This is a genomic window from Mucilaginibacter auburnensis, assembly GCF_002797815.1.
Classification (GTDB): domain Bacteria; phylum Bacteroidota; class Bacteroidia; order Sphingobacteriales; family Sphingobacteriaceae; genus Mucilaginibacter; species Mucilaginibacter auburnensis.
In genome coordinates this window covers 2,290,138-2,303,796 of record NZ_PGFJ01000001.1, presented here as the reverse complement: position 1 = coordinate 2,303,796, position 13,659 = coordinate 2,290,138, and the positions used below count along the sequence as shown (strand labels likewise).

Annotated in this window: 16 protein-coding genes; 7 read left to right on the top strand and 9 right to left on the bottom strand. The window is 41.7% G+C overall.

The features are described 5' to 3' along the window. Nucleotides 1-107: 107 nt before the first annotated feature. Entirely contained in the window at nt 108-383 is a 276-nt protein-coding gene (locus tag CLV57_RS10315) for a helix-turn-helix domain-containing protein (RefSeq protein ID WP_262497421.1), read from the bottom strand. Between the two features lie 99 nt (nt 384-482). Then, on the bottom strand, nt 483-788 hold the full coding sequence (locus CLV57_RS10310) for a winged helix-turn-helix transcriptional regulator (RefSeq protein WP_245856933.1): 306 nt from the start codon (nt 786-788) through the stop codon (nt 483-485). Nucleotides 789-987: 199 nt separating this feature from the next. On the opposite strand from CLV57_RS10310, the gene CLV57_RS10305 reads away from it, so the two are divergent. Then, nucleotides 988-1,359, top strand: coding sequence for a DoxX family protein (locus CLV57_RS10305; protein WP_100341209.1), 372 nt, complete (start codon nt 988-990; stop codon nt 1,357-1,359). Between the two features lie 378 nt (nt 1,360-1,737). On the opposite strand, the gene CLV57_RS18755 is transcribed toward CLV57_RS10305, so the two are convergent. Both CLV57_RS18755 and CLV57_RS10295 read right to left on the bottom strand, forming a co-directional pair. Beyond that, a complete protein-coding gene (locus tag CLV57_RS18755) occupies nt 1,738-1,878 on the bottom strand; it encodes a hypothetical protein (RefSeq protein ID WP_394339444.1) in 141 nt (46 codons plus the stop codon). Nucleotides 1,879-2,432: 554 nt separating this feature from the next. Then, on the bottom strand, nt 2,433-2,642 hold the full coding sequence (locus CLV57_RS10295; RefSeq protein WP_100341207.1) for a hypothetical protein: 210 nt from the start codon (nt 2,640-2,642) through the stop codon (nt 2,433-2,435). Nucleotides 2,643-2,840: 198 nt separating this feature from the next. On the opposite strand from CLV57_RS10295, the gene dinB reads away from it, so the two are divergent. Together dinB and CLV57_RS10285 are read left to right on the top strand one after the other, a co-directional pair. Further along, on the top strand, nt 2,841-3,914 hold the full coding sequence (gene dinB, locus CLV57_RS10290; protein WP_100341206.1) for a DNA polymerase IV: 1,074 nt from the start codon (nt 2,841-2,843) through the stop codon (nt 3,912-3,914). Nucleotides 3,915-3,959: 45 nt separating this feature from the next. Further along, entirely contained in the window at nt 3,960-4,232 is a 273-nt protein-coding gene (locus tag CLV57_RS10285) for a DUF3253 domain-containing protein (protein ID WP_100341205.1), read from the top strand. Here CLV57_RS10285 and CLV57_RS10280 read toward each other — a convergent pair. Together CLV57_RS10280 and CLV57_RS10275 are read right to left on the bottom strand one after the other, a co-directional pair. Next, complete coding sequence (locus CLV57_RS10280; RefSeq protein WP_157799124.1) at nt 4,229-5,305, bottom strand: AI-2E family transporter; 1,077 nt, start codon at nt 5,303-5,305, stop codon at nt 4,229-4,231. The two genes, CLV57_RS10285 and CLV57_RS10280, sit on opposite strands and share 4 nt — an antisense overlap. Nucleotides 5,306-5,676: 371 nt before the next feature. Continuing rightward, nucleotides 5,677-7,890 carry a hypothetical protein gene (locus CLV57_RS10275; RefSeq protein ID WP_100341373.1) on the bottom strand — a complete coding sequence of 738 codons (2,214 nt, stop codon included), beginning with the start codon at nt 7,888-7,890 and terminating at the stop codon, nt 5,677-5,679. A 394-nt stretch (nt 7,891-8,284) separates the two neighbouring features. On the opposite strand from CLV57_RS10275, the gene CLV57_RS10270 reads away from it, so the two are divergent. Further along, nucleotides 8,285-8,494, top strand: a complete 210-nt coding sequence (locus CLV57_RS10270) for a LuxR C-terminal-related transcriptional regulator (protein WP_100341203.1) — start codon at nt 8,285-8,287, stop codon at nt 8,492-8,494. A 36-nt stretch (nt 8,495-8,530) separates the two neighbouring features. On the opposite strand, the gene CLV57_RS10265 is transcribed toward CLV57_RS10270, so the two are convergent. The 3 genes from CLV57_RS10265 to CLV57_RS10255 are packed head-to-tail and all read right to left on the bottom strand — an operon-like array spanning nt 8,531 to nt 10,515. Continuing rightward, nucleotides 8,531-9,019 (bottom strand): hypothetical protein, encoded by a 489-nt coding sequence (locus tag CLV57_RS10265; RefSeq protein WP_100341202.1) that lies wholly within the window; start codon nt 9,017-9,019, stop codon nt 8,531-8,533. A 3-nt stretch (nt 9,020-9,022) separates the two neighbouring features. Next, the gene (locus tag CLV57_RS10260) at nt 9,023-10,165 is read right to left on the bottom strand and encodes a zinc-dependent alcohol dehydrogenase (protein ID WP_245856932.1); all 1,143 of its coding nucleotides are present in this window, start codon (nt 10,163-10,165) and stop codon (nt 9,023-9,025) included. A gap of 29 nt (nt 10,166-10,194) precedes the next feature. Next, complete coding sequence (locus CLV57_RS10255) at nt 10,195-10,515, bottom strand: hypothetical protein (protein ID WP_100341200.1); 321 nt, start codon at nt 10,513-10,515, stop codon at nt 10,195-10,197. 61 nt (nt 10,516-10,576) lie between these two features. On the opposite strand from CLV57_RS10255, the gene CLV57_RS10250 reads away from it, so the two are divergent. The 3 genes from CLV57_RS10250 to CLV57_RS10240 all read left to right on the top strand — a co-directional run bounded on the left by CLV57_RS10250 (nt 10,577) and on the right by CLV57_RS10240 (nt 13,659). Continuing rightward, nucleotides 10,577-11,302 (top strand): DUF72 domain-containing protein, encoded by a 726-nt coding sequence (locus CLV57_RS10250; protein WP_100341199.1) that lies wholly within the window; start codon nt 10,577-10,579, stop codon nt 11,300-11,302. A 120-nt stretch (nt 11,303-11,422) separates the two neighbouring features. Next, nucleotides 11,423-12,379, top strand: coding sequence for a glycosyltransferase family 4 protein (locus CLV57_RS10245; protein ID WP_211290048.1), 957 nt, complete (start codon nt 11,423-11,425; stop codon nt 12,377-12,379). After that, on the top strand, nt 12,379-13,659 hold the full coding sequence (locus CLV57_RS10240) for a glycosyltransferase family 4 protein (protein WP_100341198.1): 1,281 nt from the start codon (nt 12,379-12,381) through the stop codon (nt 13,657-13,659). The genes CLV57_RS10245 and CLV57_RS10240 overlap by 1 nt, the downstream gene beginning before the upstream one ends.

Sequence of the window (13,659 nt, the reverse complement as noted above, 5' to 3'; positions counted from 1 at the left end):
TACGCGGATTAAAGTTTAAAAAAACAAAAAAATCGTGATTGTAAAAAAACGAAAGAAAATACCTGGGCTGTTTTGTCCGAAATTTATCTTTTGCCTCCTCCCTATTTTCAACTTGTGTTCAGCCGATCATGGCGGTATTGAACAGGCGTGGTATTGGTGCGTTGCTTAAACAATTTATTAAACGACTGCGGATGCTCGAAACCCAATTGGTAGGCTATCTCCGCAATAGTGAGGTCAGTCTGGTTCAATAAAGCCTTTGCCTTTTCAATCAGCACAAGATGTATATGCTGCTGCGTTGTTTTGCCGGTGATAGCGCGCAGCATATCTGAAAGATAGCGTTGTGAGACCTGAAGGTACGCAGCAACATCCTGAGGAGAAGGCAATCCACCTGTTAATGTATGCCGCTATCTAACTGGTTTTCAAGCCAGGCATTCATTTTCATGGTCAATTGGTATGGATTAAGGCCTGGCGCATCTCAGAAGTCATTGTGAAATAAAGTGTTTTTTAAACAGGAATTGCCGATGCGTTACGCCCCAGGTCGAGATAGCGGTAATTACCCCGCTTAAAGTCTTACCGTGTTCTATTAACTCATATTCTACGGTTACCGGTTTCGTTGGCATCACTGTTCTCACCATTATTTCATTTTGCTCCAGTTCCTGTAACTCTTTTGAGAGCATCTTTGCCGCAATACCATCTATTCCGCGCAACATATCCATAAAACGCACCTTACCATACAACAGGAGCCATCCAACGATCTGAATTTTCCACTTCCCTGATAATAGGATCATCGTGTCCCTTATCGCGATCAACTGCTCTTTACATTCAAGCGGTTCTGCGGATTGCTTTTTTGCATTCATATCATTCAAAATTATGAAGATCGGTTAGTCAATGGCGACTTAGTTTCCTGAAGGAAACCAGTTTCTAAAAGGAAACAGATAACAAATGTAAAAGTATCCACAATAAATTTGTCCCTAAATATTTCAGATCATGCAAAAAGAAAAAAGAATTTATTGGATCATCACCATTATCGCTATGGCTTTGATCGTGCTGCCGTCCTATTTTGCCCCAAAGGCATACTTAATCGAAGCCATAAAGAAGATGGGCTTCCCCGCTTATTTTGCTTTGGAACTGGATGTCCTTAAAATTGTTGGCGCGGTAATTATACTCATCCCTGCTATAGCTACAATGTTTAAAGAATGGGCCTATGTCGCTTTCGGAATATTACTGCTTTCAGCAAGCCTCGGGCACTGGGTCGCTGATGGCCCTGCAAAGGGAATAGCACCGCTGGTACCTTTCGCTGTATTGTGTATATCTTATTATTATTTCAGGAAATTGAACTATCCGAACGAAGTGTCCTGATAATATGGGCACTTTATTTTCCCCGATTTTTTTTTAAATGTTTTTTTCAATTTCCACAGGCGTAGCTACGTCACGCGTTCATAACAGAGATAGCGCTGGCGATCTCGTTAAATCGCTTGCTATCATATGAATGGCTAATATGATAGGCAGCTTCCATTTCCTGCCAAGAATGAACATCGTGTCCTGGTCGCCTTGATCTTCTCCGGGTACAGAAGATGAACCGCAGACTGATCGTATAGCGTTTAAAATGAAAATCTCTTTTATTCTTAGGCCCCCTACAGCCAGTGCAAAAACAATATAGCTTTATTTTTACTGATCAGAATACGCTCAGGTGTTTCTACGCTTAGTTTCACTGCCAGTTTTCTGGTGAAGAACTTTTCAGCGGTATCGATATCCTGCCTGTTGATCAGAAAATTGCCGGTTTGCCCTGAAAAATAGTTCCGGGTCCAGCATCTTTTCCAGCTCTTCCACGCTGCTGGTCAGGAAATATTGCTGATTTTGGAGAGTTCCTAAACGAATAACTGTACTATCAAGGCAGATATAGGCAATATCTTTAACCTGAACCGGTATGATCTTTTCGCGGTGGTTGACCAGTAGAGTTGTTTTGTAGTTTTTTTTCAGGCTCGCTAATAATTGTTCGATCCGAAGCGCAGGGTCTTCTTTATTAGCTGATCAAGCAGGGTATACCACCCCTCAGGCTATAATAATGCGATCTTCTTTGTGGGATTGTAGCTGTGGTATTACAGCTGCCAACTGTGATGGTGCCAGCCGCTCCTGCAGCGATAACGGTCATGCCATCATACATCAGGTCTATGAAAGTGCTGGGCTTGTTTTGAAGAAATGTTTTACAAATATTTTAAAACGAAACAGTAATAGTTTACGAATATTTGATTTAATAAGATATAAAATCTATCTGATGACTTTTAATATTTGGTGGAGAGCGAGTCCTTCCCAGGTCATAATTACTTTATTAAAGGCCCTTCCGGGCTTTTTCTTTGTTTGCGAATAATTTTATTTAATACAATTACATTATACCTTCCTAAAGATACCCAACAACATCTTTATAAGGCAATTTAAACAGAAATTGTAGTGTCGCGCTTTAACATCACATCTCGCAGAGACGTGAAAATTCTGCGACCGCCATACTTCACCCATATGTTTGACCAATCGTTACGGTCATAACCTAAAAATGTGACAAAAGGATTGTCCTCACGGAATCCCTTAAATGCCTTTCCGGTGTAAAGCAACTCAACGCCTTCCAATAGTTCTTCTTTGCTGATCATTGTGACACAATTATATTGTAAATATAACGGGTTAATCAATCCAATGTTTACATCTCTTTCAATAAAAATGTATTTAATAAATATATTTTTATATCTCGTTTACAGGATTGGCAAATGAAAATAATTGTGTACTCCAATAAATTGCGCATATAAATTAAACTAACCAAACCAAATTGCTATTTTTGTTAGCAAAGCGTTATGAGCGATCTTAGTGATTACAGAAAGATTATCCATATTGATATGGATGCATTCTATGCATCTGTTGAACAGCGCGATAATCCTGAATTTGTGGGTAAAGCATTGATTGTTGGTGGGTTGCCAGAAGGTCGGGGTGGTGTAGTGGCCACCGCAAGTTATGAAGCCCGGCGGTTTGGGGTAAGGTCAGCCATGCCCTCCAAGCAGGCTTTGCAGCTTTGTCCGGATGCTATATTTGTAAAGCCTCGTTTTGACGCTTATAAAGAAGTTTCCCGCCAGATACGTGAGATTTTTAAACGTTATACAGATTTGATCGAACCGCTGTCATTGGATGAGGCCTATCTGGATGTAACACAAGACAAGCAAGGTATCGGCTCAGCCTTGACAATAGCACACGCTATAAAAGAAGCCATCCGTTCAGAGCTCAGGCTAACCGCATCAGCAGGTGTTTCGGTAAATAAGTTTGTAGCCAAGATTGCCTCTGATATTAATAAGCCGGATGGAATGAAATTTATTGGCCCTTCAGCCATTGAAACCTTCATGGAACAGCTTCCGGTAGAGAAGTTCTATGGTGTTGGAAAAGTAACGGCAGCTAAAATGAAAGCGATGGGCTTGTTCACGGGCGCCGATCTCAAACAACTAAGTGAAGCAGAATTGCTTCGTAACTTTGGCAAAACAGGTAGCTTTTACTATCAGATTGTACGTGGTATTGATGAGCGACCTGTTACGCCATCCAGACCCGCTAAGTCACTCGCTGCGGAAGATACATTCGCTTATGATTTGAGAACGCTTGAGGAAATGGAGGCGCAATTAGATACACTGGCGCTTATTGTGTATGGGCGGCTGAATAAAAGCAAGTTACAAAGTTGCACGGTTACACTTAAGGTTAAATACCATGACTTTAAACAGATTACCCGGAACCGTTCATTCCTCGCACCGATTGACGACCTTGAAACAATTACGCGTGTTGCTAAAGAATTACTGGCACTAAACTTTGAAGAAGGCCAGCGCGTAAGGCTACTGGGTATTTCGCTATCCAATTTCGCGCGTGAAACCGAACAATTACGGCTATTTTAAGTCTTTTAAATCAACAATAAAACTATTATCCTGTTGGTATAGGTGATGATAGATCGCTCAACCATTGCTGATGCCATTGTTACCAAAGCGACAGAACGTGGGCCTGAAAAAAGTACATGCCCATCTGAAGTTGCCCGCGCAATTTTTCCGGACAACTGGCGTGAACATATGCAGGAAATCCGCAATGTTGCGATAGATCTCTGCAAAGAAGGAAGCATAATAATCACGCAAAAAGGCAAAGACGTTGATGTTACAAATTTTAAAGGACCTGTTCGCATCAAAGTTAAACGACAGTACAAACCAGAGACTGATTTTTAATCAATTGACGTAATCCCTTTAGTAGTAACTAATTTTCCTTTTTCTTCCGGAACATTGTTGATTTTCTTCACATAAAGCTCATCAACCAAAATTACAGTAATTGCTAACAGTGGCACAGCCATAATGATACCCAATGCCCCCGAAACAGACCCCATAACCAATTGACTGATAAGGGTTAAAGCAGGTGGAAGATTGATCATTTTTTTCTGAATAAGGGGGTTTACAATATTTGCAGTAATAGTTTGCGAAATAATGTAAATGATGGCTACAACAATTCCGGTATTGGTGCTTACGGTAAGTCCGAGCAAAGTACCGGGAATCATAGCTATCACTGACCCTAAAGTTGGCACAATTTCTAAAAACCCGGTAAGTAGAGCCAATACTAATGCGCCGGGTATTCCAACAATAGTTAAACCAATACCTATCATGATTGCTACCAGAACCATAGAGATCATCATCCCCTTTAACCATCCCTTTAAGGAAAGACTAACCCTGTCCATAATTTGCCGTCCCATCGGTTTTTTTGCCGGGGGTATGAGTAACAGCAAGCCATCCTTATAAATAGAAGGGTTGGCGGTGAAAAAAATGCCGAGAAACAAAATGATATAAACGTCGCCAAGTACGCCAAAGCTGGTAGTAAAAAATGAACGGGCTGTGTCAAGCAAGTTGCCCGCAGGTTTGGTATTCGTTGCTTCAAGTATTTGTCTTCCTATTTCGTTTTGGGCTAATTTTTCTTTCAAATGAGTGACTGTTTCCGGAAGCGACTGACTCAATTGGGTAATTTGCTGTTCTATGCGTGTACCCATAAACCAAAATATAAGCCCAACAATTACGATAGTTAATATCAGACCTGTTATCATTGCCAGCCTTCGTTTCCATTTTGTATGGCGTTCAATAAAATCAGCCAGGCCGTGAAAATAGGTGGAGATAAGCGTACCAGAAAGGATCATTAACAGCACATTAAAAGCAACACGTGCTATAAGGATGGCAGAAACCAACAAGGCAACAATACCAACGGTGAGCCATACTTTTTGTGTGTAGGTTTGATTTACTGCGCCGCGTTGTTTTTCCATACGGTTGTTAACCGCTAAAAGATGGGAAAGTTTTAAAAAGTCGGAGTAAGCACATGTATAACACATAGATACTTATTAACAGGAAGTGCGGGAACGTTTTAATGTTAAGAATGATGACATGATTGAAGAACCTAAACTTCAATACAACAAAAAGCCTCTCATAAAAATGAGAAGCTTTCGGGTCAACAACGTAGTATAATCAAACCGTTTTGTGGACGAATTGATTGAAATAGGCGGGTTTTCGAAAAATCTTAAAGAATAGTTTTGCTTATTTTATTACAAAAGCTCCCGGGCCTGTTCATGTAGTAATCAAATTTAGATCAAACCTTCACCTGTTATAGCCATGCTTATGATATCTCATGAAGTACTGCTCAATTATTGGCTGGTCCATTCCAGCTCACCGAAATCTTCTGGCCGCCATGAATAATATATTCTGCGCCGTCTTTAACAGCTTTCAGTTTGTTAATTTCAAGCTGATCTATGTCATTCTCTATATTTATTTTCAGAGCCGGCAAACGCTTGTTACCCTGCTTTAATATCTTCATACGGCAGGTTAGCCTGCTGTCGCCTTCTACATCAAAACTAAATGAGTTGCCTTTGGTGGTTTGGTTAATAACGGGGTAATCCACAAAAATTATAAAATTTTTTACAGGAACCCGCATGTATTGTCTGGGCACTATACCAAAGCATAAACCTGCGCCATAAACTTCCTGTCCTACGCTGCCAGATTGTTCCCATCCGTCGTGAATATCTTCCAGTGCCACCCATAGTTTAGGGTCCAATTCTCCTGTTTTTACGTCCTTAACCATCATGTCTTCCGGTAACATAGGCGGATAGTAATACATCATGCGGTTAATAGAGTGTTTTACAAACTCTGCCAGCAACAAGCGTACGGATGGCAGTAGCTCTACGCCATTAGCATAATTTAAAAACTCATGTACTCCCGAGAAAGATTCCTGCTCTTCGTATACTGCAGTGTAAGGCGCGTCGTCCAATGGAAACAATTGAAAAAAAGTCGGAAAGTTTTTACCAAATCCATACTCACACTCCCACAACGCTACATTTTTAAATATGTTGGCCAAAAACAGGTAGGACAAATTGCGGTAAAGCTCTTTTTTTGTTTCCTTGTAAAGCAGTATCATGGCTTTAGCAGAGAACATGGTATTGTTAGCCTGGTAAAACACATTAAAACCATGCTGCTGCATAGATTGCGCCGCTTTTTCTGCCTCTCGAAAAAATTTCTTGTCTTTGGTTAACTCCCATACCTGCAACATTACGTGCGCATAAAGGCCCGCTACATCCTTTTCACCGCCCGCCCCTTCTTTGGTTTCCGCTTTTATTACCTCCAGCGTTTCCATGTTGTAAAAAACCGGCCAGCAATAGTTAAAATGATGAGCTACCTTAATTGCGTAATCAACTGAGTTTAGCAACAACTCTTTGGCTAACTTATTACCGCCTTCTGCCAAACGCGCCAGATTAAGCAAAGGGTGATGCAGATACCATGCATCCATAACTTTAGGTATTTTCTGCTCTTCAGATTTGTCAAGCATGTCCTCTGCAGATGGGAGCCAGCGCATTACTGTACCTATTTTTTCGTCATAAAAAGCAGATAAACCATCAAGTATCTCCTTTTCTAAAGCGCAGGTCTCGCCACTCCATCGCATGTAATCCTGCACAGGTAGTAAAACGGCTAACTGCACCATAATTTCGGGTGGGGTGTAATAGTCGCAGAGGTAAGCATTTAAATAAGCCCTACCGCTGTGGTATGACCAGCAACCTTTGTTGGTCTCTATATCATGCAGCGCTTTGGGCAATACATCCAAATAATCCTGGTAAGGCGTTTCGGGTCGTGGCAATAGCAGGTACACTTTAGCCAGTGTTTCTAAAAAACCCTTAGCAATGTCGAATTGGTCTGCAGGGCTTTTGTCATCTAAAACAACAAATGCATCGCTAAGTATATATGTTTTACCTTTTTGCAATGGCTTATCTGAGGTAGGCGGAAGGCTTAATCCCAATTCCGGCCATAGGCCGCCAACAATTCCTCCAACAGAGCTTTCTGTGTCGGTATTGTAATCAGCAAGCGCTGTTAAATTCTGGAAGTATAAAAAAGTGCCTGAACCTGGCTTCTTTAATGAGCCATAAAGCAGTCCGGAGCGTGTACCGGTTTGGGAGATATGTATCTCACCTTCCGGCTCTGCGTTCCCAAATATTAAGATATCCCTTGGTGAATAAGGAACAAAAAAGTCGGCTTTTGCTTTTAGCGATACAGTATATCGTAATATGGCCTCATCGGGTTGCGGCCACTTTATATCGACAACAAATTCGCCTATCGCAGCTATTAATTTTACAGAAACACCAGTTTCATCCTTAGCAGTTATCTTAACATCATCAAAGCCGTGTGGTAAATATGCCGTGCGAAAGGCTATTTTGTTTCGCTCGTAAAAACCAGTCAATACCCATAGGGAATCATCAATTAATTTGATTTCAAAATTATAGCCGCCCTGGGTCTGCTGATGCAAACTATCTGAAGCATCCGTCAACTTTTTTATGGCAGCTAAGGCCCATAAGGAGGTGATTGTAGACATAGGAAGTACATTTGGTACGAAACGGTTAACATAAGAGCGCGGCATTTGGCTTTCACAATTTAACAAACGAGTATTTTTACGCTTTGCGGTTTATACCTATTAAGTATAACGGAAGTGCTATCCTTTGCGGTGCCAGGTATCTGCCATCGCACATCTTGCTGAAGCGAAGCACGTTTCGCAGCGGAAATACAACCCTTTAACGTTACGCTTTGATTGGTAATATTTGCAACAACCTGAGGATATTTATTTAATAGGCTATCGACTTGCAACTTTGCAATAGTAAAGCGTCCAGTGTATCACCGACTATGACGAATTGATATATGGCATCAAAAAAAATTGTCAAAACAAGCAATTTATTTGCAGCGGTGTATTATCTCGTTTAAGTGTACGTTTAATGAAGGAGCCCGAATTTAAGCAACATCAAAAATTTTCCGTTGACTTGTCTCGCAGAGAGATGGAAATATTAACACTTTTGGCAGAAAGGTTTACTAACATCGAAATAGCAGACAGACTTTTCACCAAAAAAAGATCAATTAACGGAATAACAAAGGCATATACCATGTTTGTTAAGAGCAGCATACGCATGGGGCGTGGCTGCTCTTAACAAATTGGTACTCTTTAGTCCAGGAAGCCATTAACATTAATCGTCTGAAAGTATTTTAGAGATTGTAAATACTATACCCCCAATTAATGCTACAGCAGCTATTTTTTTCAGCATAACCGGCTTGTTATATTTCCACTCTACAGCTAAACCCCGTTCTTTAATGGGGTTGGGCAAATGGCCATGCGTTATATCTTCAATCCAACCTTCGCACACGTTTATTCTGTCTGCCAGAATAAGCGGTATCCAATGCCGGTACCTGTCTTCGCTATTTCTAAAAGCGTAACGCCTGATCATACCACTTAATCCCGACGGTGGAACAGTGGTACCAAAAACTGCAGACGGCCCCGGGCGCTCATTAGATTGAAGCAGCTCAACAGTTAGCGGTTGTTGTTGCGAACGATCATAGTTAATTCTGTTATGATCATCACCCGTGTAATTTTTCATTGGATAGGTAGGTTCATTCTCCGGGTCGGCATCCATACCCCAGCCTGGTATATTTTTATAATCTTCGTTTTCTGCTTTCATAACTTAATGTTTTGTTGATGGGATGAGTACTGTTTTAATGCAATTATCCAGTTTGGATGAAAATAGCCGGTAAGCATCTGATATTTCTTCCAGGGGAATACGGTGCGTAATAAGCCCCTTTGGGTTAAGCCTGCCTGATTGTACATGATCTATTAATTTTGGCAGCAGGCGTTTTACCGATGCCTGGTTAGCTCTTATAGTGATACCTTTGTTAACGATGTTACCAATTGGCGCTAAGTTGAATGGCGGGCCATAAACACCCACAACAGACACAATACCACCTTTTTTAACCGAGTTAACCGCCCATTGAAAAGCAGTTGCTGCTCCGGCCTGCATCAGCATTACCCTACCGCTAAAAGTTTGCAGCGTGTTGCCTTCAGCTTCGCAGCCTACACAATCAATACAAACATCGGCCCCATACCAATCGGTAGCCTTTTTCAGGAATACTACCGGATCTTCCATATCTTTAAAGTTGTAGGCCTCGCACTTAGCATAGTTTTTGGCAAACTCCAAACGATAATCAACATGGTCAATAATAATAACACGAGACGGACCGAAGAACCACGCACATCGTGCCGCCATTATGCCAATAGGACCGGCACCAAACACAACTACCGTATCCCCTTCTTTTATTCCGCCCATTTCGGCAGCCTGATAACCGGTTGGTACCACGTCTGTTAATAACACGGCATCATCCGGGTCCATGTCCGGGGGAATAACAGTTGGGCCTACATCAGCATAAGGCACGCGTACATACTCTGCTTGTCCCCCGTCAAAGCCGCCTGCCGTATGCGAATATCCAAATATACCGCCTACAGCGGTAGCCATTGTGTTAGACTCATGGCAATTGCCAAACAAGCCCTGCTTGCAAAAATTACATTTGCCGCAGGCTACGTTAAACGGCACCAAAACGTGATCGCCAACTTTAAGCTTTTGTACCATTGGGCCAACTTCCTCTACCACTCCGGTAAACTCATGCCCAAACGTTGAGCCAACACGCGTGTCGGGTACCATTCCATGATACAGATGCAAATCAGAGCCACAAATGCAGCTGCGGGTAACCCTAATTATCGCGTCTTCAGGATGCAATATTTCGGGCATTGGTTTTTGTACGGTGCGCACCCTGTAAGGGCCGCGATAGTTCATTGCTAACATATGTTGCTGTTTAAATGTAATTACCCTGCGCTACTATCATCTGTTATTTCCTCAGATAGATATTCTTTAGTAGCGCCATTATCTAACTTCACCACAACTTTATCGCCCATGGTTTCAAGTACCTCACCTGGTCCGCCGGGCGAAGTAATGCGTTGTCCTTTAAGCAATGCCGTATTTGCCATAACATGAGTATTAGTTTTAACTTTTAGTGTAAAATATTTCAAATACAACTCGCAAAGCGACGCGCCTGTTTGCGTGTTAAATACGGGTTTTAAAACGGAAAATACGTACTTATAAGCATATTCAACACGATCGCAGCTAACAAGCTGCGCTGCCTCCATTCAATAAAAACACTCAATTAAATGTCTTGTTAGTTAAATTAGATAATTACAAACTAAGTTTATGAAATGGCATATAGGATGTTCCGGGTTTCATTATAAACATTGGAAAGGCACCTTTTATCCAGATGGACTGGCTCAAAAGCATTGGTTTGAATTTTATGCGGGCCAGTTTAAAACGTTGGAGCTCAATGTTACATTCTACCGCTTTCCTACCATAGAAATATTGCAGAAATGGTATGATAACTCACCTTCCGATTTCCGTTTTGCTGTAAAGGCACCCAAAGCTATCACCCACTTTAAACAGTTTCATGGAACCGTAGATATGGTTAGTAGTTTTTACAAAACTATTGGCCAGGGTTTGAAAGATAAACTGGGGCCGGTATTATTTCAGTTTCCGCCCCGTTTTCGTTATGATGACGAAAGGCTGTCCCGTGTACTTGCACAACTTGATCCTTCATTTGATAACGTACTTGAATTTAGACATGCAGGCTGGTGGTGTGATGAGGTGTATGCGCAATTGCGAAGACACAACGTTACCTTTTGCGGCATGAGCTATCCTGACCTGCCCGATGCGCCCATCGTTACCAGCGAAACCGTTTATTATCGTTTCCACGGCGTGCCCGAATTATATCGGTCCGGGTATGAGGATGCGGCTCTTACAGAATTTGCGAAGAATTTGCGAGAGACGAAGGGCATTAAAAATGTGTGGTGCTATTTTAATAATGATGTTGCGGTGAAAGCCGTACCTAACGCAAAAACACTATCAGGTATTACAACTGGTTTTTAGTATCTATCCGTTTAATTTAGGGTATTTCACGCACGTGTTTTCGGGTACTAATCCCCAAACAGCAAACGGTTATGACACGTTGTCATTTCAGCGTTGTTAAAACAAACGCTTCTGACATTGATGAAAATTTTCACTTGGCATATTCACGGCAGCTACCTGTATTACCTATCGCAGGGTAACTATGAAATTTACATACCAACGAGGCCTGATAAAGCAGAAGGCTATTACGGGCGGGGTGAAACTTTTCCGTTTGGAAACAATGTTATTGAAATTCCTGCCGATGAAGTGAGCCTGCATGAGTTTGACTGTATTTTATTCCAAACCAATCAGAATTATCTTACAGATCAGTTTGAGATATTGTCTGAAAAACAAAGGGCACTACCAAAAATATATTTGGAACATGATCCGCCGCGCAGCCACCCTACAGATACGCTTCATATTATAAATGCCCCCGATATTAAAGTGGTTCATGTTACTCATTTCAATAAATTAATGTGGAACAACGGAAATGCTGATACTAAAGTAATTATACATGGGGTAACTGATCCGCAGATTGCCTACACCGGCGAACTGGCTAAGGGCATAGTAGTAATAAATAACCTGCCTACGCGTGGTAGGTTGTTGGGCGCTGATGTGTTTCAGGAAGTAAGCAAGCATGTTCCACTTGATCTTGTTGGTATGGGTACAGGCGATTGGGGGTTGGGTGAAGTACTTCATCCGCAGTTGCCGGCATTTCAGAGCCGTTACCGCTTTTTCTTCAATCCAATTAGATATACAAGTTTAGGGCTTGCTGTGTGCGAAGCTATGATGATGGGCATTCCGGTTGTAGCCCTCGCCACTACCGAGATAGCAGCTATAATAGATAACGGTTATTCGGGATTTATTGACACAGATATCGACGTGCTTGTACGCCGAATGAAAATGTTGATAGATGACCCTCAGCTCGCATTTGAAATAGGACAAAATGCCCGTACGGTAGCGCTTAACCGATTTAACATACAGCGTTTTACACAGGAGTGGGAACAAACTTTTATTGAGGTGTGTGAGAAAAAAATGCTGACAATAAATTTAAACTAATGAGCATCAACTTACAGCGAATTGCCTTTATCAGCGACCATGCATCGCCGTTAGCTGCAATAGGCGGCACAGATACAGGCGGGCAAAACGTATATGTTGCCCAATTGGCTATGCATTTAGCCAAATTGAATTATCATGTTGATATCTTTACCCGCAGAGAAGATACCGGCGTTGAGGAGATTGTAATATTGAAAACCGGTATCAGGGTAATACACATTGAAGCCGGCCCTCAAACAGTTATTCCAAAAGAAGAGTTGCTTAAGTATATGCCACAGTTTGAAAAAAACATGTTGGCGTTCATCAATCGCGAACAAAATATTTATGAGTTAATTCACGCGCATTTCTTCATGTCGGCTATGGTTGCTATGGGCTTGAAGAGACAACTTAATATTCCTTTTGTAGTTACATTCCACGCGTTAGGACATGTGCGTAGATTACATCAGGGCGAGCACGATCTTTTTCCGGAGGAACGCCTGGACATTGAGCAGCGTGCTGTACATGAGGCCGACCGAATTATTGCAGAATGCCCGCAAGACCGCGACGACCTGATCAATTATTACCAGGCAGATCATGATCGCATCAGTATTGTGCCATGCGGTTTCAGCCACGAAGAATTTTATCCCATTGAAAAAAATCTGGCAAGAAAAATTTTACAACTACCTCTTGATGAGTTTATAGTATTACAACTTGGCCGTATGGTTCCACGTAAGGGCATTGACAACGTAGTTAATGCCCTGGGCCTATTGAAGCAGAAAGGACTCACCAAAATTAAGCTTATCGTAGTTGGAGGAAAAACAGAACAAATAGAAAGTTCGGGCTGCCCGGAATATCAGCGCTTGAAGAAATTAACCAAAGATTTAGGAATTGATACAGATGTTATTTTCATAGGGCAACGTTCGCGCGCGCAGTTAAAATTGTATTACGGAGCGGCGGATGTTTTTGTAACCACCCCCTGGTATGAACCATTTGGTATTACCCCACTGGAAGCTATGGCCTGTGGTACGCCTGTAATTGGCTCAAATGTGGGTGGAATTAAATACAGCGTTGTTAACAACATTACTGGCATGCTGGTGCCGCCTAATGATGCAGTAGCGTTAGCAACCGCAATTAATACAACCATGCATGATCCCGACTTGTTAAGTACGCTTGGTAAAAATTCAATTAAGCGGGTAAACAAGTATTTTACATGGAAATATGTGGCAAGGAGTATTTCTGTTTTGTATAGCCAGTTGCTAACTAATTTAAAGCATACTGCGCTCAATGAAAATAGAGCGGCTTAA